This is a genomic window from Kribbella koreensis, assembly GCF_039525325.1.
Classification (GTDB): Bacteria; Actinomycetota; Actinomycetes; order Propionibacteriales; family Kribbellaceae; genus Kribbella; species Kribbella koreensis.
On record NZ_BAAAHK010000017.1, the window covers coordinates 150,658 to 171,148 of the forward strand.

Below are 20,491 nucleotides of genomic sequence, written 5' to 3' on the forward strand. Positions count from 1 at the left end.
TCGCCATCCCGATCGTCTACATCCTCTACATCTACGACGTGAACCTGTGGGAGGACGAGCCGGTCCCGGTGGTCGCGGCCGCGTTCGTGCTCACCGGCGTACTGGCCGCGGTGTTCACCTGGTTGTGGTCCGACAGGATCGGTCTGTCGACCGACCTGATCGGCGGGAACTCGGCGAGTCCGTCCGGGAGCGACCTGCTGATCCTGGTGCTGCTGGTTCCGGTCGTCTCGGAGCTGATCCGGCAGATCGGCCCGCTGTACCTGGCCTCGCGGCCGCGCTACGACGACCTGATGGACGGCTTCACCTTCGGCGTCGTGGCCGGTGTCGGCTTTGCGTGCTTCGAGACGCTGGTACTTCACTGGGGCTGGATCAGTGGTGGCTTCGCCGGCCCGGGAAGCAGCGCTGGTACCTGGATCTCCGTCGTGTTGCTGCAGGGGTTCGTGAAGCCGCTGATCTATGGGTCGGCGACCGGACTCGCGGTGGCGGAGTTCTCCGGGCTGGGGGAGAAGTACGACGGGTTCACACCGCGCTGGGTCGTCGGGCTGATCCAGGCGATGGTGGTGAACGCGCTGTTCCAGGGTGGTGTCTACCTGCTCGGCTTCGTCGGCGGGCACGGCTCGACGGTCGGCGCCGTGCTCGGCGTGCTGTGGGGGCTGGTACTGCTCGGGGCGCTGATCATTCGGGTCCGTACGGTGCTGCACAAGGGTCTGCTGGAGGCAGCGTTGGAGTCGGCCGCTCGCGGTGGTTCGAACCACGCGTCGGGTGAGCTGGCGTTCTGCTCGCGGTGTGAGATGCCGCTGCTGCCGCACTCGGACTTCTGTTCTGCTTGCGGCAACTCGGTCCGGTCCGTGCCGAAGTCCGAGCGCGGTGTGGCGGTGCAGGGGAGCGCGCCGGCTGTCGGCTTCGACGGGACGACTGGGGAGACGCAGGCATGAGCAACCAGCAACCGCCGTACGGAGGCCAGCCGGGGCAGCAGCCACCGCAGGGGCCACCACCGGGGTACGGGCGGCCGCCCCAGGGGCCGCCGCCTGGGTACGGCCAGCCGCCGTACCAGGGTCAGCCGCCGCAGGGTCGCCCGCCGCAAGCTCCGCCTCCGCAAGGACGGCCGCCGCAAGGGCCGCCGCCGGGGTATGGGCAACCGGCGCAGCCGCCGTACCAGGGCCAGCCCCAGCAGGGGCGGCCGCCGCAGGGCCCGCCGCCTGGCTATGGGCAGCCGCCGTACCAGGGGCAGCAGCCGGGTTACCAGGGTCAACAGCCGCAGTACCAGGGGCAGCAGCCGGGTTACTACCCCGGCCAGCAGCAGTACCCGGGGCAGCCGGGTGGGCAGTACAGCGGTGGCGGCGGCAAGGGGCCGAACAAGATCCTGCTGCTCGCCGGTGGAGGTCTGGCCGCGGTAGCCGTCATCGGTGTCGTGCTGGCGTTCGTGTTCGGTGGTAACGACGACAAGAAGATCGACGCGTCGCCGAGCGTCCCCACCGCCACCCAGCCGACCCCTGAACCGAGCACCGAGCCGAGCACCGAGCCCAGTACGCCCGCCGACGACACGGGCATCGACGTGGCCGAGGGCGTCCGGGTGACCCCCGCGCCCGGCTACAAGCGCGAATCGCTCGCGAAGTACACCGGCGTCTACCTGCTCAACAAGGGCGAGGCGTACTTCATGGTGAACGCCTTCAAGCCGAACCCGGGTGAGACCCCGGCGTCGGCGCTGGCGAAGCTGTTCACGGTCGAGACGAAGGACCTGGACCAGGTCAAGAAGAACAAGCCGTTCGAGAGCTCGCCCACCGCCGGCAACGTCAAGTACCTGGCGTCGCAGAGCTACACCGCGGTGTCGACGAGCCAGAGCGGCACGCTGAAGGTGGTCGGCCTGGTCGGCGTCATCCAGCGCCAGGACGGCGTGCTGACGATCATTCAGGTGTACGGCCGCGAGGACAAGAAGGACGCCGTCCAGAAGGCCGTCACCGCGATGCTGGATTCGGTGATCAAGAGTCAGTGAACAACAAGCGCGACAAAGGCCAGCCACCCCGCAACCCGTGGGTGCGGAAGACCGACGCCGAGGAGGACGAGGAGTCCACCACCCCGGAGCCGGACCTACCGCCGTCCCCGTGGTCGCTGGAGGTCCCCGCACGCCCACCGTCCCCGTGGGACACGCCAGACGCCGGTACTGCGGGCTCTGCGCCGTCCACGTGGGACGCGGCGAGCACTACTCCGCCGGCGACGGGCAGCACCGGAGTACAGGGTGCTAGTCAGACTGATGCGCCGTGGGGTGACAAGGTTGGCCCGCCGTCGCTGCGTCGGCCTGAGCCGGTGAAGAGGGGGTTCAAGCTGCCGCCGGTGGCGATCCCCATCGCGGCGGGGCTCGCTGTCGTAGTACTGGTCGCCGTTGCGCTTGTCCTGCTGACCGGGGGAGACGACAAGGGCGCCGACCCGGCCCCGGTCCCGACGGTCACGCCATCGCCGTCGTACACGCCACCGGCGAACGCGCTGCCGGTGCAGTTCGGCGTCTCGATCGTGCCGGCGCCTGGCTGGAACGTGGTCGCCAAGGAGACGAACGGCAAGCAGGTCGCCATCTACGGGCCGGACGGTGCGCCCCGGGCGTTCCTGTGGGTCCGGCAGAAGCAGAACGTCACCGCCAACGCGTTCGTGGTCGGCATCGTCGAGGGCGAGACCAAGGACAAGATCGCCAAGCTCGACAACGTACGGAACCTGCAGTGCCCCAAGGACGTCTTGGTGGAGTGCGTTGCGCTGTCCTACACCATCACCCCGACACCGGGCGCCTCGATCAAGGGCGACGTGGAGGTGTACCGGCGCAAGGACGGCGTGGTCACCGCGCTGGACTACCAGGCAGGGGCCGACTTCGTCGCGACCGCCGATCCAGCGGTGAAGGCGATGAAGCAGTCGGTGCTCGACAGTCTTTGAGTGAGGGGAACATGAGCCAGCAGCAGTACCGAACCCCGCCGCCTCCGCCCGTCCAGGGCGGATGGGGTCCGGGCCCGATCCCGCCGCAGTTCCGGCCGGCCAAGTCGTCGAAGACGCAGTGGATCGTGATGGGTTGCGCCGTGTTCGCGGTGTTGCTGATCGCGATCGGCGTGGTGCTGATGGTGACCGGCAAGGACGACTCCGGTACGCCGGTGGCCGGGGTGACTCCGGAGCCGGTGGGCACCCTGTTCACACCTTCGCCGACGGCGCCGCCGAAGACCAAGGGGCCGTTCGATGTCGGCGTCGAGGTCGGCAAGGGCGTCTGGTTCACGCCGGCCAAGGGGTGGCTGCAGGGGCCGGACAAGACGGTCGGCGGGCAGTACTGGATCCTGCAGGAGAACCGGCAGGGCGGGAAGCGCCGGGGGTTCATCGACGGGTATTTCTGGGTCCGGCAGACGCAGTTGTACGACGCCAAGGGGTTCGCCGAACACCTGGTCGACATCGAGTCGAACGGGTACAAGAACGTCAAGATCGGTAAGGGGACAGCGCTGGAGTGTGCGGTGCCGGCGCTGAAGTCCTGCTACACGATCACCTACACCGCGGACGTGCCGACCAAGAGCGGGAAGTTGCTGCCGTTCAAGGGGTTCATGACGGCGTACGAGGACCAGTTCGGGCAGGTCACGGCGACGGACGTGGGGCTGGAGACCAGCGTCTACGACCGGCGGGCGAAGGACCTGGCGGCGATGAACGAATCGGTGGTCAAGAGCTACAACTAGGCCCTTGGCGGTCCGCTGTCGGCGGAATTTCGGAAACTGTCGGCGGTGGGTCGTACGGTGGGTGGCATGAGACAGGTCACCGATCTCCAGCGTATGGTCGCGCCCCTCAAGGTCGTGTCCGACTTCGATCCGGCCGGCGACCAGCCGGCCGCGATCGCCGAGCTCGAGCGCCGGATCAACGCGGGCGAGCAGGACGTGGTGCTGCTGGGCGCCACCGGTACCGGCAAGACGGCCACGATGGCGTGGCTGGCGGAGAAGATCCAGCGGCCGATGCTGATCCTGCAACCGAACAAGACGCTGGCCGCCCAGTTCGCGACCGAGCTGCGGCACTTCTTCCCGGAGAACGCGGTCGAGTACTTCGTCTCGTACTACGACTACTACCAGCCGGAGGCGTACGTCCCGCAGACGGACACCTACATCGAGAAGGACTCCTCGATCAACGAGGAGGTCGAGCGGCTGCGGCACTCGGCGACCTGGTCGCTGCTGACCCGGCGCGACGTGGTCGTGGTGGCGACCGTCTCCTGCATCTACGGTCTGGGCTCGGCCGACGAGTACCTGAACCGGATGATCCACGTGAAGGTCGGCGACGAGATGGACCGTGACGGTCTGCTCCGCAAGCTGGTCGGCGTGCAGTACGCGCGCAACGACCTGGCCGGCACCCGTGGCACCTTCCGGGTCCGCGGCGACACGCTCGAGGTCTTCCCGGTCTACCAGGAGCTGGCGGTCCGGGTGGAGTTCTTCGGCGACGAGATCGAGCGGGTGATGACGCTGCACCCGTTGACCGGCGAGATTCTCAGCGAGGAGAACGAGCTCTACATCGGCGCCGCGACGCACTACGTGACCGCGCCCGAGAAGATGGAGCGCGCGATCACCAGCATCGAGGCCGAGCTCGAGGAGCGGCTGGCCGAGCTGGAGCGGGGCGGGCAACTGCTGGAGGCGCAGCGGCTGCGGATGCGCACGACGTACGACATCGAGATGATGCGCCAGATCGGCACCTGCTCGGGCATCGAGAACTACTCGCGGCACACCGACGGGCGGGAGCCGGGGACGGCGCCGCACTGTCTGCTGGACTACTTCCCCGAGGACTTCCTGCTGGTGATCGACGAGTCGCACGTCACCGTGCCGCAGATCGGCGGGATGTACGAGGGCGACATGTCGCGGAAGCGGACGCTGGTCGAGCACGGCTTCCGGCTGCCGTCGGCGATGGACAACCGGCCGCTGCGCTGGGAGGAGTTCCTGGAGCGGATCGGCCAGACGGTGTACCTGTCGGCGACCCCTGGGCAGTACGAGCAGGACAAGTCGGACGGGCACGTCGAGCAGATCATCCGGCCGACGGGTCTGATCGACCCCGAGGTGATCGTGAAGCCGACCAAGGGCCAGATCGACGACCTGATCCACGAGATCAGGATCCGCACCGAGCGTAACGAGCGGGTGCTGGTCACCACGCTGACCAAGAAGATGTCCGAGGACCTCACCGACTACCTGCTCGAGATGGGGATCCGGACCAGATACCTCCACAGCGAGGTCGACACCCTGCGCCGCGTCGAGCTCCTCCGCGAGCTGCGGATGGGCGAGTACGACGTACTGGTCGGCATCAACCTGTTGCGTGAAGGCCTCGACCTACCGGAGGTCTCGCTGGTCGCCATCCTCGACGCGGACAAGGAAGGCTTCCTGCGCTCGGGCCGGTCGCTGATCCAGACGATCGGCCGTGCTGCTCGAAACGTCTCCGGCGCGGTCTTCATGTACGCCGACAAGATCACCCCGTCGATGGAGCAGGCGATCGACGAGACCAACCGACGGCGCGCGATCCAGGTCGCGTACAACACCGAGCACGGTGTCGACCCGCAACCGCTGCGCAAGAAGATCGCCGACATCACCGACATGCTCGCCCGCGAGGACGCCGACACCGCCGAACTCCTCGGCAACGGCCGGACCCAGTCCCGCGGCAAGGCCCCGGTCCCCGGCGGCGGCAAGCTCAAGGCCGGCGAAAAGGCCCGCGAACTGGCCGGCGGCCTGCCTTCTTCCGACCTGGCCGACCTCATCCAGCAACTCACCGACCAGATGCACAACGCCGCCGCCGAGCTCCAGTTCGAGGTAGCCGCCCGCTACCGAGACGAAATCTCCGAGCTGAAGAAGGAACTCCGCCAAATGCTCAACGCCGGCGCCAAGTAGGTCAGCGGGGCGTCTCGTCGACGGTGAGGGTGAAGATGTCGGGGCGGGAGTAGTGGCCGACCGGGTCGAAGTCGAGGAAGGAGCGGTCTCGGTCGGAGAGGTCGAGGGTTGCCAGGAGGACGGTTTCTCCTGAGCGGGCGGGGGCGGCCAGGATCTCGCCGAGCGGCGAGATGATGGTGCTGCCGCCGTTGATGAGGATGGTGTCGGGGGAGTTGCCCTGGACTGGGTGGACGTCCTCGGGGAGGTCGGCGCGGGTCAGATACTGGTTGGCGCTGATGACGAAGCAGCGGCCTTCCAAGGCGATGTGGCGCATCGTCGACTGCCACTGGTCGCGGTCGTCGACGGTGGGGGCGCACCAGATGTCGATGCCTTTGGCGTACATGGACTGGCGGAACAGCGGCAGGTAGTTCTCCCAGCAGATGGCGGCGCCCAGTACGGCGTACTCCGTCTGGACCGCGGGCATCGTCGAGCCGTCGCCCTGGCCCCAGAGGTAGCGTTCGGCGGCGGTCGGTAGGAGTTTGCGGTGCTTGGCCACCAGGCCGTCGGTGGCGGTGAAGAAGAGCGCGGTGCAGTAGAGGGTGCCGCCGGCGCGTTCGATCACGCCGACGACGACGTCGACGCCCAGTTGGGTGGACAGTTCCGCCAGGCGGGCGGTTTCGGGGCCCGGTACGGCGATCGCGGCCTCGCGGTAGCGGCGGAAGAGGTCGCGTCCCTCGGGAGACCGCGATCCGACCGTCACCCCGAAGTCGACGCCCTTCGGATAGCCGCCGATGAACGCCTCCGGCAGCACCATCAGGCGAGCGCCACCCGAGGCGGCCTCGCGGATGAAGTGCTCGGCTTTCGCCAAGGTGGCAGGGGTATCGAAGAGGACAGATCCGGCCTGAACAGCAGCTACGACGACTGATGCCATGCCCCGGAGCGTACGCCGTCGGCGAGTCGGTACGACGTCCTTGCGGCGGCCCTACGCTCGATCAATGAGCACTCAGGAGCTGGCCGGCCAGCGGGCCCTCGTCACCGGAGCAACGTCGGGAATCGGCCGGGCCATCGCGCGCAGCCTGGCGGCAGAAGGAGCGGAGGTCGTCGTCACCGGGCGACGGGCCGAACTCGGCGCCGAGACAGTCTCGTTGATCGAGAGCGAAGGCGGCCGGGCGACCTTCGTACCGGCTGATCTGGGTGAGCTGGCCGACCTCGAGCGGTTGACCGGCGAGGCCGGCGACATCGGGATCCTGATCAACAATGCCGGCTTCTACCCGATGGTTCCGACCGTGGCGCTGACGCCCGCGGAGTACCAGCGGATGTACGACGTGAACCTGCGCAGCGCGTACTTTCTGACCGCCACCCTCGCTCCACGCATGAGCATGGGCAGCGCGATCGTCAACGTCTCGTCGACCGGCGCTCAAGTCGGGATGACGGTCGCCGCGGGCTACAGCGGTACCAAGGCGGCGCTGGAGTCGATGACCAGGTCGTGGGCCGTCGAGTTCGGGCCGGCCGGGGTCCGGGTGAACGCGGTCTGCGCTGGCATGATCCGGACGGACAAGCTGCTGGAGATGCTGCCGGAGGAAGGAATGCAGCAAGCGAGCGCACCCTGGCCGCTCGGCCGACCCGGTACGCCGGAGGAGATCGCCGAGGTCGCGCTGTTCCTCGCCTCACCGCGCGCCAGCTTTGTCACCGGCGCCGTCGTAGTAGCTGACGGCGGCCAGATCATCTCCTAGCCTGCAGGTTATGAGACTGACCGGAGCGGACTTGCTGGAGCACTGCCTGGCGAAACCGGGCGCCTGGCAGGACGAGCCGTGGGAAGGGGACGTCGTCGCCAAGGTCGGGGACAAGATCTTCGCGTTCCTCGGGTCGGGCAGCGCGGTGGGCGTGAAGTGCGGCAACAACCGCGAGGAAGCCGGCGAGTTGGTCGACACCTATCCCGACGACGTCAGCAAGTCGGCGTACATCGGACGCTCGGGGTGGAACACCGTACGGCTTGCCGGGTCGGTGCCCGATGACGAGATCCTCGAGCTGATCGACGCGTCCTACGAGACGATCGTCGGGAAGCTGCCGAAATCCAGGCGGCCACACCTCTAGCCAACACAACCTGACTACTCACGGAAGATATTCCCGTTGCTCGAGGTGATCATGGTGACAGCCTTCATAGGCGGGTTCGATTTGGAAACTCGGACACCGAGCAGTCAGAATAGGGACTGTTGAAGGGGAGTATTCCTTTCGCGGCGGTATCGTCATCACGGTCAAGGGTTCGTCCCCACGCCCGGTGCCGCCGGCCAGGCCCGACTGATCGAGCCAGGCGGAAGAGACCTTCGGAGTCCGATTCTCGTCTGAGCTCCGGAGGTTTCCTGTGCACGTTGCCGACTACGTCTGGTACATCACCGTCGGGGTGCTGCTCGCCCTGCTGGCCTTCGATGTCTTCATCATCGGCCGCCGCCCGCACGAACCGAGTACCAAGGAATCGGCGCGGGCGATCGTCTTCTACGTCTCGCTCGCCGTCGTCTTCGGGCTCGGCGTCTGGGTCTTCTCCGGCGGCGAGTACGCCGGAGAGTTCTTCGCCGGCTGGCTCACGGAGTACAGCCTGAGCGTCGACAACCTGTTCATCTTCCTGATCATCATGGCGAGATTCCAGGTGCCGAGGAAGTACCAGCAGACGGCGCTGCTCGTCGGCATCATCCTGGCGCTGTTCTTCCGCGGCATCTTCATCGCGGTCGGCGCGGCCGCGATCAACGAGTTCTCCTGGGTGTTCTACCTGTTCGGCGCGTTCCTCGTGTACACGGCGATCCACCTGGCCAAGCAAGGTGAGAACGACGACGAGGACTACAAGGAGAACGCGGTCATCCGGTTCGCCAAGAAGCGGCTGAACGCGACCGACGAGTACAACGGCGTCAAGCTGACGGTGAAGCAGAACGGCAAGCGCCTCGTCACCCCGATGGCGATCGTGATCATCGCACTCGGTACGACGGACCTGCTGTTCGCGCTCGACTCGATCCCGGCGATCTACGGGCTGACGCAGGAGCCGTTCCTGGTCTTCACCGCCAACGTGTTCGCGCTGATGGGTCTGCGGCAGCTGTACTTCCTGCTCGGCGATCTGCTGCGGCGGCTGGTGTACCTGTCGCTCGGCCTGTCCGTGGTGCTCGCCTTCATCGGCGTGAAGCTGGTGCTGCACGCGATGCACGAGAACGAGCTGCCGTTCATCAACGGCGGACACCACATCGAGTGGGCGCCGGAGATCCCGATCTGGGTCTCCCTCGGCTTCATCATCGTCACCCTCGGCATCACCACCCTGCTGAGCCTCCACAAGTCCCGCAACATGGCGCCGGAGCCGGCGGCGGATGCACCGACGGAGTCCGAGGCGCCGGCCTCGGCGGCCGCGGCGGCGGGCGGCGGCGAGCTGGACGAGGCCACCCGCGCTGAGCTCGAGGGTCTGCAAGCGCCCGAACAGTCAGACACCAAGAAGTCCTAGCCAACCACCGGCACCGAGCACCATCTCGGGGGTTATCCCCTGAGATGGTGGGTTGCCTAGCCGGAATCTGACGAGGCAACCCACCATCTGAGGGGATAACCCCTCAGATGGGCCGGGTGGGGGGCGGGCTGGGTTAGAGGCGGGCGGTGGCTACTAGGGTTTGGCGGCGTTCGGGGAGTAGGGGTTCGTTTTCCAGGCGTTTGCCGGTTTCTGAGGCGTGGAGCATGCCGGCGGGGGAGACGAAACCTACGTGGTGGACCTTTTGGTCGGGGCGGCCGAAGAAGTAGAGGTCGCCAGGGCCGGCCTCGTCGGTGGGGATGTGTTCCAGGGCGTCACACTGGTCGTGGGCGTCTCGGGGGATTCGCTGGCCCAAGACCCGGCTGACGGCATGGACCAGGCCGGAGCAGTCGAGGCCGTAGGTGGAGGTGCCGCCCCAGAGGTACTCCAGGCCCAGGAAGAGGGAGCCCAGGCGGATGCGGTCCTCTGGTGATGCGGGGGAGTCCACCGGCCGCAGTACGGAGTCCGCCAGCCAGCCGGAGCCGCCGTCGGGTAGTGCAACGCGGGTGAAGCCATCCGTGTGGTCTACCGACGCGAGGACCGTCGCAAAGGACAGGTCGGCCAGGTGGCCGTCGCCTGGCTCGGCGAACAGATGGGCTGTCGGCACAGTGACGGCGACTGGGGCAGTGGCAGCGCCCGGGAGTTCGCCGAGATGGCTCGACGGCACCCAGCCCGGGTATCCGAGGTCGTCGGCCGACGACGGCTGCCACGGCGCGATGATCTCGGACCAGCCGTCGCGCTCGGACCGTACGAGTACCGGCTCGGCGAACAGCAGCTGGGTGAGCGTCCGGCCGTGCAGGCCGAGACGGGTCTCGGTGTCCATGGCCTTCGCCCAGGCGGCGACGTCAGGCTGGGCGGCGATCGCGGGCGCGTCGACGTCCCGTGGTGCGTCCGGTGAAGTCCAAACGGTACTCACCGGAACCTTGGCAGAAACTAACTTCATAGCGTCAAGCCTGTCACGCCCAGTCCAGCCGCCGTCGGCAGGTGGATCACCGAGCCCTCATACCGCACCCCGCCGACCACCGGCGACTCCCTCAACCACCAGGCTGCGTCGAGATCATTGACTGCTGTCGTCGGGTACGCCGCCACCAGCGCGGCAGCCGCCCCGATCCCCACGTGACTCTCCATCATCGACCCCACAATCGCCCCGAGCCCGTGCTCCCGAGCCAGCTCGAGCAGCGTCCGGGCGGTCGCCAGCCCACCACATTTGGCGAGCTTCACATTGACCAGATCAGCCGCGCCGTGCCGGATCACCGCGACCAGATCCCGTACTCCGTACACCGACTCGTCAGCCAGAATCGGCGTACTCACCCGATCCGTGATCCACGCCATCCCCTCCAGATCGGCCGCGACCACCGGCTGCTCGACCAGCTCGATATCGCACCCCGCATCCTCCAGAGCGCGAATCGCGTTCACCGCATCCCGCCGGCTCCACCCCTGATTCGCATCCAGCCGCAGCCGCGGATCCGGCCCGATCGCCTCCCGCACCCGCCGCACCCGATGGAAGTCGGCCGACGCGTCACCGGTCCCGACCTTCACCTTCAGTACGCCGAACCCGTCCGCGACCCGATCGGCCGCCGACGCCGCCAACGACTCCGGATCCCCGACGGACAACGTCACGTCCGTCGAAACCGACGAAACGGTCGACCCGAGGAACCCGTGCAAGGTCTGCCCCCGCCGACGCGCGACGAGATCATGCAACGCGACATCCACCGCCGCCTTGGCCCCGAAGTTGCCCTGCACGGCCGCTTGGATCCGCCGCAACGCCTCGGTGAAGTCGTCCGGCTCCAGCCCGTCGAGCGCGGCCGCGATCGGGCCTTCGACGCAGGCCTGCGCGCCGGCCAGCGACTCGCCGGTCACCTTCCAGACCTGAGGCGCCTCGCCCCAGCCGCTCAGCTCGCCGTCCGTCAGCTCGACGAGCAGGGAGTCGGCGCTGGTCGCGGTACGGAGGGCTGTGATGAAAGGGGTATGGAGTGGTGCGGAGACCAGATGCGTGGTGAGCTTCACCGGATCGCCTCCAGATCGTGTCGATGGGTCCAGGCCTCGAAAGCGATCCCGGCGATCAGCTGCTGCGCCTCGGGATCGGGCAACTCGGAGGTCGTACAGACGACCAGGACGAACGGCGGAGCATCAGCAGGCCGGACGATGCCGCCGTCGTGCCGGATCCGGCGGTCCCAGCCATTCTTGTGCTCCACGCGAGTCCCTGAGGGCAGCAGCGCCGGAATCTCACCGTTCCAGGTATTACCCGCGAGCAAGTCACGCACGTACGAGCCCACTGTCGTCGTGTCATTGCCCACAGCAACCAGCACCGCGGCGAGATCGGCCGGGCTCATCAGATTGCTGATCCCCGCCGCCTGCGCCCCCGCGTCGTCGATGCCACGCCGGATCACACTGGCACCCGACCCATACTCGGCCAGCACGGCGTTGGCCGCATCCACCCCGGTCTGCTCCAGCACAAGATCGGTCGCGAGGTTGCTCGACCGAGTGATCATCTCCGTCGCCAGCCACCCGAGAGACACCTCCTCGCCGACATGCGTCCAGGTCGCCGGCGCCTCGTCCTCGGCCGGATTGACCCCGAACCGCCCGCCCGCCGCCGACGCGAAATCGTTGTGCACCGTCACCGCCTGATCGAGCGCCAGCTCACCCGCCTCGACGAGCCGCATCATCGCGATCGCGACCGGCAGTTTCATCGTGCTGGCCGCATAGTGCGTGCGCTCCGCGTGATGCCGCAGCACCGCTTTCCCGTCGAGCCGCCCCAGCCAGACACCGAACTCACCCCGTCCGTCGACCCCACGGAGTTGGTCTGCAATTCCCATGATCGTCACCCTTCCACACCGCGACCGTCCTTGAACTTGCCGGGCCTGGCAGACTTCCGGGAGTGTCCAGAGCGCTAGGTCTCGTCCTCGGCTTCGCCGCCGATCGCTGGCTGGGCGACCCACGCCGCTACCACCCGGTGGCCGGCTTCGGCCAGGTCGCCGGCCGGCTCGAGAGCAGGCTGTACTCCGATTCGAAAGCAGCCGGTACTACGTACGCCGCCCTCCTCATCACCACGGCCGCGACCGTAGGCGTGGCTGCCGAGAAGCTGACAGCCGGCCGCCCGATCGCGCGCACCCTGCTCACCGCCGCCGCGACCTGGGCCGTCCTGGGCGGCCGAAGCCTCGAGCGCGAGGCCGAAATCATGGCCGGCTACCTCGACGCCAAGGAGCTCGAAACAGCCCGCGATCGACTCAGCTACCTCTGTAGCCGCGACGCCACCGACCTCGAAGCCGACGAGTTGGCCCGCGCGACAGTCGAGTCAGTGGCCGAGAACACCTCCGACGCCACCGTTGCCCCGCTCGTCTGGGGCGGCCTCCTCGGGATCCCCGGCCTGATCGGCTACCGCGCGATCAACACGCTGGACGCCATGGTCGGCTACAAGTCGCCCCGCTACCGCAACTTCGGCTGGGCGTCGGCGCGACTCGATGACGCCGTCAACCTGCTGCCGGCGCGCGTGTGCGCAGTACTGACCGGCGTAGTCTCGGGCCGGCCCGGCAGGGCGTGGCGGATCTGGCGGCGGGACGCACCCGGACATCCGAGTCCGAATGCGGGCCCGGTCGAGGCGTCCTTCGCGGGCGCGCTCGGCGTGAGACTGGGTGGGGTCAACACGTACGGTTCCGCGGTCGAGGATCGGGGCACGCTCGGGGACGGGTTGCCGCCAACGGTGGGCGATATCCGACGTACGGCAACGCTGGCCCGGCGCGTCGCTTACGCGGCGGCGGCGCTGGCGACGATCGTGGCGTTGCGCCCGGATCGCCGTGGCCGGCGATCGGGTACCGATAGCCAACCGGGAGGGGAGCGGGCATGCATCTGACCCAGCGGCCGATGCGGATCGCGCTGATCCGGCACGGCGAGTCCGAGGCGAATCTCGACAAGCAGGTCTACGAGACGGTGCCCGACCACGCGGTCCCGCTCACCGCGCACGGGCACGAGCAGGCGGCCGCGGCGGGCAAGCAGTTGCGCGAACTCTTCGAGGGCGAGCCGGTACGGGTCTACGTCTCGCCGTACCTGCGGACGCTGCAGACGCTCGACTCGCTCGGGCTGGACGATCTGATCGGGCTCGCCCGGGAGGAGCCGCGGCTGCGCGAGCAGGACTGGGCGAACTTCCAGGACACCGAGGACATCGTCCGGCAGGAGGCGCTGCGGGACTCGTACGGGCACTTCTTCTACCGGTTCACGCACGGCGAGTCCGGCTCGGACGTGTACGACCGGGTGTCGAGCTTCCTCGAGACCATGCACCGCGATTTCGAGACGCCCGACTCGCCGCGGAACGTGCTGCTGGTGTCGCACGGGCTGACGATGCGGCTGTTCTGCATGCGCTGGTTCCACTGGTCGGTGAAGTTCTTCGAGACGCTGCGCAACCCGGGCAACGCAGAGACCCGAGTGCTGCTGCGGCAGCCGGACTTCCGGTACAAACTGGACCGGCCGTTCGAACAATGGACCCAGCACACTCCGACTGAACGGGAGCGATCGGCATGGTTGTAGAACAGTCTCGCGACGCGGCCGTCGAGCTGCTGGCCGCCTTGAGCCCGGAGCTGCGGGAGAAGGCGACGGCCCCCTTCGACACGCCTGACCATCAGGTGTGGACGTACCTGCCCGGCGACCGTCCCGGCGTAACGCTCGGGGAGTTGTCGGCCGAGCAGCGCAGACTGACGATGCGCTTGCTGGAGATCGCGTTGAGCGAGCGCGGGCTGGCGGATGCGCGATCGGTGATGCTCACCGAGGCGATCCGGCGCGGGCTGCCGCAGGCCGAGCCGGGCTCGTCGGTGGATGTCGGGTCCGAGCAGCGGTACTTCCTGCGGGTGCTCGGTGACCCATCAGGCATGGACCCGTGGGCCTGGCGGCTCAACGGGCATCACATCGCGCTGCATGTGACGTTCGTGTCGGGTGCGATCGGGTTCACGCCGCAGTTCTTCGGCTCCGAGCCGGCGACGGTGCTGTCCGGGCCGCACGAGGGGCTGCGGACGCTGGCGGCCGAGCAGGATCTCGGGTTCTCGTTCCTGGATTCGCTGGAGGCCGGGCAGCGGGAGCTGGCGATCGTCTCGGACACGGCGCCGTCCGACATCCTGACGCGGTACGACCCGGTGGCCGACCCTCACGTGCTGCTCAAAGGGCTCCCGTACGGCGAGCTGACGCCGGAGCAGCGGCAGCTCTTCAGCCTGCTACTCGGCCAATACATCGGCCGTGCCGCCGGCCCGATCGGGTTGCAGACCTGGCAGGACATCACCGAGCAGGGGATCGAGAAGCTGACCTTCGCCTGGGCGGGGGCCACGAGGCCGGGCGGCGGCCATTACTACTCGATCGCGGGGCCGACGTTCCTGGCGGAGTACGACAACACCCAGGACGACGCCAACCACATCCACTCGGTATGGCGGGATCTGCGCAACGACTGGGGTACGGATCTACTCGCCGCGCACTACGCGGGGTACTAGACCGGCTTACGCCAGACGGAGACGTGGCTTTCGCTGTCGGCGGTGAACGGGGCTCGGTGCCAGTCGGCGTACCGGGCCTCGGATTCGAGTCCGGCCAGCTGGGCCATCAGGTCGCACTCGGCGGGCCAGATGTAGCGGAAGTTTCCGGCGGAGTACAGGGTCGTACCGTCGGGCTGGGTGAAGTAGTGGTGCGACGAGCACGCCTGGGTCGCGAGGTCGTACGTGTCGAAGGTCAGGTGGCCGTCGGTGAGGCGCATCGGTACGGCGTTCTGGCCGGGCGGCATCCGGCGGATGGGCGGCACCCAGAGCTCGATGACGAAGCGGCCGCCGGGCTTGAGGTGGCGGGCCGCGTTGCGGAAGCACTCGACCTGCTCGGCCTGGGTCCGGACGTTCGAGATGGTGTTGAAGACGAGGTACACCAGGTCGAACTCGCCTTCGACCCTCGTCGTCGCCATGTCGCCGATCACGACGGGGAGCCCGGGATCCTTGGCGCGCAGCTGGGCGGCCATCGGCTCGGACAACTCGATCCCGGTCACGGCGACGCCACGGGCCGCGAGCGGGATGCCAACTCGCCCGGTCCCGATCGCAAACTCCAGGGCCGAGCCTTCATCGGCCAAGGCTGCCAGGAAGTCCAGAGTCGGCCCGATCACCTCCGGCGCGAACATCTCGGCGGACGACGCGTCGTACCGCGTCGCAATGTCCTCGTCCCACACTTCGCTGCTGCTCATCGCTTGGCAGCCTGCCGGGTCGGCGCCGATGCTGTCCATCGAGTTTCCATGTCAAAGCCGGCCGGCCGGCTCCGACTCCTGCGTGAAAGCAGCCAACTGACCGGGAGACAGCTCATGGCGAAGGTACGTGTTCACAACTTCACGATCACCCAGGACGGCTACGCGGCCGGACCGAACCAGCGGCTGGACGCGCCGTTCGGGGACGGGATGGACGGACTGCACGAGTGGATGGAGGCGGCGATGGAGAACCGCGCGTCCGGCCTCGACACCGAGCGGGCGCGGCGGTGGGAGGAGAACACCGGCGCCACGATCATGGGCCGCAACATGTTCAGCCCGCAGCGCGGCCCGTGGGAGGACGAGTCGTGGAAGGGCTGGTGGGGCCCCAATCCGCCGTACCACCACGCCACCTTCGTGCACACCCATCACCTCCGCCCCGACCTCCCGATGGAGGGCGGCACCACGTTCTATTTCACCGACGAGCCGCCCGCGAAGGTCCTCGCCCGAGCCTTCGAGGCAGCCAACGGTCAGGACGTGATCATCGGAGGCGGCGCCACCACGGTCCAGCAGTACCTCCGGGCCGGCCTGATCGACGAGCTGAACCTGGTCGTCGCCCCCATCCTGGCCGGCGCCGGCATCCGCCTCTTCGACAACCTGGAGGGCGCGCTCACGCAGTACCGGGTAGCAGAACAGGTCAGCTCACCCGCCGCCACCCACGTACAACTGGTCCGCCGGTAGCTCGTACGGCGAACTGTGGACAGTTGCCCGGCGGGCGATGCGTGGTGTTCGTTCGCACCGATGATGCGTACTCTCCAGGAGTGCCCGACGCCCACGCCCTGCCTGCCGAACTCCAAATGCTCCACACACGGTGGACGGTGAGTGGCCGGCCTCCCCAGCCTGCAACGGCCTGGAGGCCGCCGCGGTGGACTCCGTGGTTTCCCGAGCATGTCGAGTATCTGCACTCCCTGCCGAATCCCATCAGCAGAACGGACGTCGCCGCGCAGTTCCTCGAAGCAGATCTTGACGAAGATGCTGCTGTGCGGGCATTTCTGGCGGCGATGGTGTGGGGCTATGGCCGCATCGGATATGGGCCTTACCGGACAGCCGGTGTGCTGGCTGGAACGGATCGGGCCGCAGGCCTGCTGCTGGCGACGCTCCAGGTCACACGCACAGGCGGGGGTGAGGCTGGGTTCACCCATCTGGCGCAGAACCGTCTCAAGGGCTTTGGGGTCGCATTCGCCACCAAGTATCTGTACTTCTGCGTCGCCGACCGCCAGACGGTTGCGCAGGCACCGATCATGGATTCAATTGTCTGCAACTGGCTCGCAAGGTTCGCTGGATGGCGGCCGCGAACCGAGTGGGTGGTCGGCGACTACCAGCGGTACTGCGATCAGGTTCGCTCCTGGTCGACCCAACTGGAGGAATTACCGGGGACGATCGAGTACCTGATTTTCGCTGGCGGCGCCGGGATAGCGAACGGGTGGGGTCATCGTCCGTTGGGTGAAGCCTTCGGACGCGGTGCACGCAGCTTCGGTGTCGCCGCGGTGCTCGAGGCGCTGGCTGACGCAGTCGAGGCCTATGAAGCTCTTCCGAATCCGGACTCTTCTGGCCAGGAGGCTTTTCGAGATGGTGTGCGGGAGCTTGAGCGGATCGCGCTCGCACGTGCACGTGTTGAACCCGAGAGCTGATCACGATGCCCAGACCACCGGGTGCTTGAAAGAATCCGGGGCTTGCCGGACAGGGGTGGGTGTGACTTCTACGGTCGGGCGAGAGGATGTGCGGGTGCGCGAGGCTCGCTTTGAGGTGTTGGTGGGTGTGGTGGGCGCGCCTGTGCATCGGTATCTGGTGCGGCGGGCCGCTGCCGACGCCGTCGACGACGTGCTGGCCGAGACGATGTTGGTGCTGTGGCGGCGGCTGGATGACGTACCGGGGCTTGGCGACGGTACTGCGGTTGATCCGGATGAGGTGCTGCCGTGGTGCTACGGCGTCGCGCGTGGGTGTTTGGCCAACGCGCGTCGGGCGGAGGGGCGGCGGCTGCGGTTGGTGGAGCGGTTGGCCCGTACTGCGGAAGCGTTGCCGACGGCAAGCGTCGATCACACCGAATTGCATGAGGCGTTGCGGACTCTGAACGAGTTGGATCGCGAAGTCGTGCAGCTGTGGGCCTGGGAGGGGCTGGCGCCGCGCGGGATCGCCGAGGTGACCGGGCTGACCGCCAACGCCGTCAGCATTCGGTTGCATCGGGCAAAGAAAAAGCTCTCCGTGCTCCTCGGGCGAAAGAACGCGGTCGGCGCCGGACAGGAGAAGGGTAAAGGAGGGAGCGAGCTGTGAACGACGACGAACTGCTGGCCCGGCTGAGGTCTGCCGATCCGGCGAAGCACGCTCCCGAGCCGAACCTAGATCGCCTCCTGGAGACCACCATGTCCACAGACACCGAAACCCGGCCCACCCGCGGCACCTACCGCCGCCGCTGGCTGCCCGCAGTCGCCGCCGGCGTACTGCTCGCCGCCGGGGGAATCGGGTGGGCCGTCGCAGGCAACTCCGGCAACTCGGACGCCCCGCCTGCTGCCGTAGCCCCGGTCAAAGCCCCACTCAAACTGACGATCGGCGCCGCCCCCAACGCCAAGTGCCGCGCGGTCGAGGTGGCAGACCTTCAAGGAATGCAGACCGCCTTCCAGGGCACCGCGACCGCGATCAAAGGCGAGCAGGTCACCCTGCACGTCGACCACTGGTACAAGGGTGGCGACGCCACCACGGTCGAGGTCCAGTCCGACGCGGACGCCGTCCTCACCCTGCTCGGCGTCGACTTCAAGGTCGGCGGCACCTACCTCGTCACCGCTACCGACGGCCATGTCAGCCTCTGCGGCGAGAGCGGCGAATCGAACCCAGAACTCCTCAGCCTCTACAAGCAAGCCTTCGGAGGCTGACCGTCAGGTGCCCGGCCGCTGCAACAGGTAGTCCTCGGCGCGCATCGAAGTAGCCGGCCTGACGTCCTCGGGAAGGAGTTCCCGTAGGTCGCGCTCGGTCAGCGTCTCGGGATCGCGCAGGGACAGCCGGGTCGCCTGGGTGGAGATTGCTTCCTCGAGCATGTTCCGGATGAACCGGCCGTTGCCGAAGTTGTGCCCACGCGGAGCGGCAGGGATGTACTTGCGAACCACAGCCAGGACCTCCTGGCTGTGGATCATCCCCTTCTGCTTCGCCTGCAACTCGAAGATCGCGACCAGCTGATCGGTGTCGTACTCCGCGAACGACAGCAGCTTCGGGAACCGCGACGCCAGACCGGGGTTGGAGTCCAGGAAGCGCTGCATCTCGCGGTGGTACCCGGCGACGATCACGACGCACTCGTCGCGGTAGTCCTCCATCATCTTCAGTAGCGTGGCGACGGCCTCCATCCCGAAGTCACCGGGGTTGTTGTCCGGTACCAGGGTGTAGGCCTCGTCGACGAACAACAGCCCACCGAGCGCCTCACGGAACTTCGCCGCTGTCATCGGGGCGGTAGTACCGACCCCGGAGCCGACCAGGTCCGATCGGTCGACCTCGACCACGTGGCCTTTCTCCAGTACGCCGAGCTCTTTGTAGATCTTGGCGAGCAACCGGGCGATCGTCGTCTTGGCCGTACCGGGCTTGCCGACGAACACCATGTGCCGGGCGCGATCCTGCGTCGGCAGCCCGAGCTCCTTGCGCCGCTGGTTGGTCTTGATCTCGGCGACCATCCGCCGCACGGAGTCCTTGATCGACTCCAGCCCGATCAGGGCCTCCAACTCAGCCAACGCACCAGTCTGCTCGAGCTCCGGTACTTCGAGAGCCACCGGCGCAGCCACAACCTGCTCCACCGGTGCCGCCTTCACGACCGGCGCCGCCTTCACGACCGGCGCGCGCCGACCGTCGAGGTGCTCGAAGAACGCGCCGAGGTCGGGCACTTCCGGCTCCGGCCAGGGCCCGTTCTCCAGTACGCCCGACAGGTGGACCGACACCCGCGTAGCCGCCGCCACCCACGACCGTGCCGCCACCCGCTGGTCCTGCGCGACCGCCCTGCCCAGCCAATCGACATTGCGCCCCAGCCAAGCGTCGGCGTCGAATCCACCCCGCAACTCGGCCAGAGCGCCCTCGACATCCCACCCCTCAGCGCCTAGAACTTGCCCGACCTCCGCAGGCTGCCCGGCGAGCCCGGCCGCCCGGATCAACCGCGCCAGCACCTGCGCGAACTCCGGCGCCTCATCGTCCGCAACGACAGCCGACAACTTCGCATGCGCATCCCGCAACGAGTCGAGTGAGTACCTCAGCGCCGCCTCGGAGCCGCCAAGCTCGGGCAGTACTGCGCGCTCCGCGTCACTGAGCACCGTCGTCCGCCAGAACTGCGCGATCGTCTCGTAGTCGGCCGCGACATGCATCCGGGTCGCCTCGCGGTCACCCAGCACCCGATCGAACCCAGCAGTCAACGCCTGCGCACGAGCCGCCATCGGCGGGGCATCGACGAACAGGCTCACCACGTCACGCGACAGCTGCAATGCTTGCCGTCGGCCCTCTTCGTTGAAGCCCCGCGCGCCCGACAAGACGAGCAGCGGCCAGTCGGTCGCGGCGACCCGGACCAGATGCCCGGCGCCCAACCGGGCCGGCGGGCGGTGGAAGTCCCGGGTCACGGCTGCGCTGACGTCGGCGTATTCGCCGCGGAGTACCGGGATCCAGCCGGTCAGCAGCGGAGCGATCTGATGCGCGAACCAGACTGCCGCGGGCGTTCCCGCCACGAACTCGGGAAAGGCTCCCGGCCGCAGAGCCTTCGGATCCTCGGCCCAGGCGCGAAGCTGCCCTCGAACCCCCGCCAGCCAACCATCCGGTACTTCCCAGGCCTGCTCAGCGGTGAGTACGTCGAGCACGCGCGCTCTCCGGGTGTGCTGCTCCACGAACGTCCTTTCCGAGCCGACC

Annotated in this window: 21 protein-coding genes; 15 read left to right on the forward strand and 6 right to left on the reverse strand. The window is 67.8% G+C overall.

What is annotated here, in order from left to right; genetic code table 11:
- The 5 genes from ABD116_RS30200 to uvrB all read left to right on the forward strand — a co-directional run.
- A partial coding sequence (locus ABD116_RS30200; RefSeq protein ID WP_343977858.1) for a PrsW family glutamic-type intramembrane protease occupies positions 1-935 on the forward strand: 935 nt, incomplete at its 5' end.
- The gene (locus ABD116_RS30205) at positions 932-1,993 is read left to right on the forward strand and encodes a hypothetical protein (RefSeq protein ID WP_343977861.1); all 1,062 of its coding nucleotides are present in this window, start codon (positions 932-934) and stop codon (positions 1,991-1,993) included. The genes ABD116_RS30200 and ABD116_RS30205, both read left to right, overlap by 4 nt.
- Positions 1,990-2,916: a hypothetical protein gene (locus ABD116_RS30210; RefSeq protein WP_343977863.1), complete on the forward strand. Its 927-nt coding sequence runs from the start codon at positions 1,990-1,992 to the stop codon at positions 2,914-2,916. The genes ABD116_RS30205 and ABD116_RS30210 overlap by 4 nt, the downstream gene beginning before the upstream one ends.
- An 11-nt stretch (positions 2,917-2,927) precedes the next feature.
- Positions 2,928-3,692: a hypothetical protein gene (locus ABD116_RS30215; RefSeq protein WP_343977866.1), complete on the forward strand. Its 765-nt coding sequence runs from the start codon at positions 2,928-2,930 to the stop codon at positions 3,690-3,692.
- Between the two features lie 66 nt (positions 3,693-3,758).
- Entirely contained in the window at positions 3,759-5,864 is a 2,106-nt protein-coding gene (uvrB, locus tag ABD116_RS30220; RefSeq protein ID WP_343977869.1) for an excinuclease ABC subunit UvrB, read from the forward strand.
- Position 5,865: 1 nt separating this feature from the next.
- Here uvrB and ABD116_RS30225 read toward each other — a convergent pair whose 3' ends face one another.
- The gene (locus tag ABD116_RS30225) at positions 5,866-6,774 is read right to left on the reverse strand and encodes a nitrilase-related carbon-nitrogen hydrolase (RefSeq protein WP_343977872.1); all 909 of its coding nucleotides are present in this window, start codon (positions 6,772-6,774) and stop codon (positions 5,866-5,868) included.
- A gap of 64 nt (positions 6,775-6,838) precedes the next feature.
- On the opposite strand from ABD116_RS30225, the gene ABD116_RS30230 reads away from it, so the two are divergent.
- From ABD116_RS30230 to ABD116_RS30240, 3 genes are all read left to right on the forward strand, one after another.
- Positions 6,839-7,576: an SDR family NAD(P)-dependent oxidoreductase gene (locus tag ABD116_RS30230; protein WP_343977875.1), complete on the forward strand. Its 738-nt coding sequence runs from the start codon at positions 6,839-6,841 to the stop codon at positions 7,574-7,576.
- 10 nt (positions 7,577-7,586) lie between these two features.
- Positions 7,587-7,937 carry an MmcQ/YjbR family DNA-binding protein gene (locus ABD116_RS30235; RefSeq protein WP_343977878.1) on the forward strand — a complete coding sequence of 117 codons (351 nt, stop codon included), beginning with the start codon at positions 7,587-7,589 and terminating at the stop codon, positions 7,935-7,937.
- Between the two features lie 268 nt (positions 7,938-8,205).
- Complete coding sequence (locus ABD116_RS30240; protein WP_343977881.1) at positions 8,206-9,321, forward strand: TerC family protein; 1,116 nt, start codon at positions 8,206-8,208, stop codon at positions 9,319-9,321.
- A gap of 133 nt (positions 9,322-9,454) precedes the next feature.
- On the opposite strand, the gene ABD116_RS30245 is transcribed toward ABD116_RS30240, so the two are convergent.
- The 3 genes from ABD116_RS30245 to ABD116_RS30255 are packed head-to-tail and all read right to left on the reverse strand — an operon-like array spanning position 9,455 to position 12,194.
- Positions 9,455-10,294, reverse strand: a complete 840-nt coding sequence (locus tag ABD116_RS30245; RefSeq protein ID WP_343977884.1) for a C40 family peptidase — start codon at positions 10,292-10,294, stop codon at positions 9,455-9,457.
- A 23-nt stretch (positions 10,295-10,317) separates the two neighbouring features.
- Complete coding sequence (locus ABD116_RS30250) at positions 10,318-11,385, reverse strand: mandelate racemase/muconate lactonizing enzyme family protein (RefSeq protein ID WP_343977887.1); 1,068 nt, start codon at positions 11,383-11,385, stop codon at positions 10,318-10,320.
- On the reverse strand, positions 11,382-12,194 hold the full coding sequence (locus ABD116_RS30255) for a serine hydrolase (protein ID WP_343977890.1): 813 nt from the start codon (positions 12,192-12,194) through the stop codon (positions 11,382-11,384). The genes ABD116_RS30250 and ABD116_RS30255 overlap by 4 nt, the downstream gene beginning before the upstream one ends.
- Positions 12,195-12,256: 62 nt before the next feature.
- Between ABD116_RS30255 and ABD116_RS30260 the strand changes: the two genes are divergently transcribed.
- Genes ABD116_RS30260 through ABD116_RS30270 form a run of 3 tightly spaced genes read left to right on the forward strand, consistent with a single transcriptional unit; the run spans position 12,257 to position 14,846 of the window.
- Positions 12,257-13,228 carry a cobalamin biosynthesis protein gene (locus tag ABD116_RS30260; RefSeq protein WP_343977892.1) on the forward strand — a complete coding sequence of 324 codons (972 nt, stop codon included), beginning with the start codon at positions 12,257-12,259 and terminating at the stop codon, positions 13,226-13,228.
- Positions 13,219-13,899, forward strand: coding sequence for a phosphoglycerate mutase family protein (locus tag ABD116_RS30265; protein WP_343977895.1), 681 nt, complete (start codon positions 13,219-13,221; stop codon positions 13,897-13,899). The genes ABD116_RS30260 and ABD116_RS30265 overlap by 10 nt, the downstream gene beginning before the upstream one ends.
- Entirely contained in the window at positions 13,890-14,846 is a 957-nt protein-coding gene (locus ABD116_RS30270; protein ID WP_343977897.1) for a DUF3500 domain-containing protein, read from the forward strand. Before ABD116_RS30265 ends, ABD116_RS30270 begins: the two co-directional genes overlap by 10 nt.
- On the opposite strand, the gene ABD116_RS30275 is transcribed toward ABD116_RS30270, so the two are convergent.
- On the reverse strand, positions 14,843-15,574 hold the full coding sequence (locus ABD116_RS30275) for a class I SAM-dependent DNA methyltransferase (RefSeq protein WP_343977899.1): 732 nt from the start codon (positions 15,572-15,574) through the stop codon (positions 14,843-14,845). The genes ABD116_RS30270 and ABD116_RS30275 overlap by 4 nt on opposite strands.
- Before the next feature lie 114 nt (positions 15,575-15,688).
- Here ABD116_RS30275 and ABD116_RS30280 point away from each other — a divergent pair, with 114 nt between their 5' ends.
- The 4 genes from ABD116_RS30280 (at position 15,689) to ABD116_RS30295 (ending at position 18,495) form a co-directional block, all read left to right on the forward strand.
- Positions 15,689-16,309 carry a dihydrofolate reductase family protein gene (locus ABD116_RS30280; protein WP_343977902.1) on the forward strand — a complete coding sequence of 207 codons (621 nt, stop codon included), beginning with the start codon at positions 15,689-15,691 and terminating at the stop codon, positions 16,307-16,309.
- An 80-nt stretch (positions 16,310-16,389) separates the two neighbouring features.
- Positions 16,390-17,259 carry an 8-oxoguanine DNA glycosylase OGG fold protein gene (locus ABD116_RS30285; protein ID WP_343977904.1) on the forward strand — a complete coding sequence of 290 codons (870 nt, stop codon included), beginning with the start codon at positions 16,390-16,392 and terminating at the stop codon, positions 17,257-17,259.
- A 94-nt stretch (positions 17,260-17,353) separates the two neighbouring features.
- Positions 17,354-17,899 (forward strand): RNA polymerase sigma factor, encoded by a 546-nt coding sequence (locus ABD116_RS30290; RefSeq protein WP_343977907.1) that lies wholly within the window; start codon positions 17,354-17,356, stop codon positions 17,897-17,899.
- Complete coding sequence (locus ABD116_RS30295; protein WP_343977911.1) at positions 17,896-18,495, forward strand: hypothetical protein; 600 nt, start codon at positions 17,896-17,898, stop codon at positions 18,493-18,495. The genes ABD116_RS30290 and ABD116_RS30295 overlap by 4 nt, the downstream gene beginning before the upstream one ends.
- Before the next feature lie 3 nt (positions 18,496-18,498).
- Here ABD116_RS30295 and ABD116_RS30300 read toward each other — a convergent pair whose 3' ends face one another.
- On the reverse strand, positions 18,499-20,469 hold the full coding sequence (locus ABD116_RS30300) for an AAA family ATPase (protein ID WP_343977914.1): 1,971 nt from the start codon (positions 20,467-20,469) through the stop codon (positions 18,499-18,501).
- Positions 20,470-20,491 lie beyond the last annotated feature (22 nt).

Bases quoted from the DNA above. Each gene is read 5' to 3' on its own strand.
- ABD116_RS30225 (WP_343977872.1), bottom strand. From the start codon at position 6,774: ATGGCATCAGTCGTCGTAGCTGCTGTTCAGGCCGGATCTGTCCTCTTC.
- ABD116_RS30230 (WP_343977875.1), top strand. From the start codon at position 6,839: ATGAGCACTCAGGAGCTGGCCGGCCAGCGGGCCCTCGTCACCGGAGCA.
- uvrB (WP_343977869.1), top strand. From the start codon at position 3,759: ATGAGACAGGTCACCGATCTCCAGCGTATGGTCGCGCCCCTCAAGGTC.
- ABD116_RS30255 (WP_343977890.1), bottom strand. From the start codon at position 12,194: ATGGGAATTGCAGACCAACTCCGTGGGGTCGACGGACGGGGTGAGTTC.
- ABD116_RS30265 (WP_343977895.1), top strand. From the start codon at position 13,219: ATGCATCTGACCCAGCGGCCGATGCGGATCGCGCTGATCCGGCACGGC.
- ABD116_RS30215 (WP_343977866.1), top strand. From the start codon at position 2,928: ATGAGCCAGCAGCAGTACCGAACCCCGCCGCCTCCGCCCGTCCAGGGC.
- ABD116_RS30270 (WP_343977897.1), top strand. From the start codon at position 13,890: ATGGTTGTAGAACAGTCTCGCGACGCGGCCGTCGAGCTGCTGGCCGCC.
- ABD116_RS30275 (WP_343977899.1), bottom strand. From the start codon at position 15,574: ATGAGCAGCAGCGAAGTGTGGGACGAGGACATTGCGACGCGGTACGAC.
- ABD116_RS30205 (WP_343977861.1), top strand. From the start codon at position 932: ATGAGCAACCAGCAACCGCCGTACGGAGGCCAGCCGGGGCAGCAGCCA.
- ABD116_RS30280 (WP_343977902.1), top strand. From the start codon at position 15,689: ATGGCGAAGGTACGTGTTCACAACTTCACGATCACCCAGGACGGCTAC.
- ABD116_RS30235 (WP_343977878.1), top strand. From the start codon at position 7,587: ATGAGACTGACCGGAGCGGACTTGCTGGAGCACTGCCTGGCGAAACCG.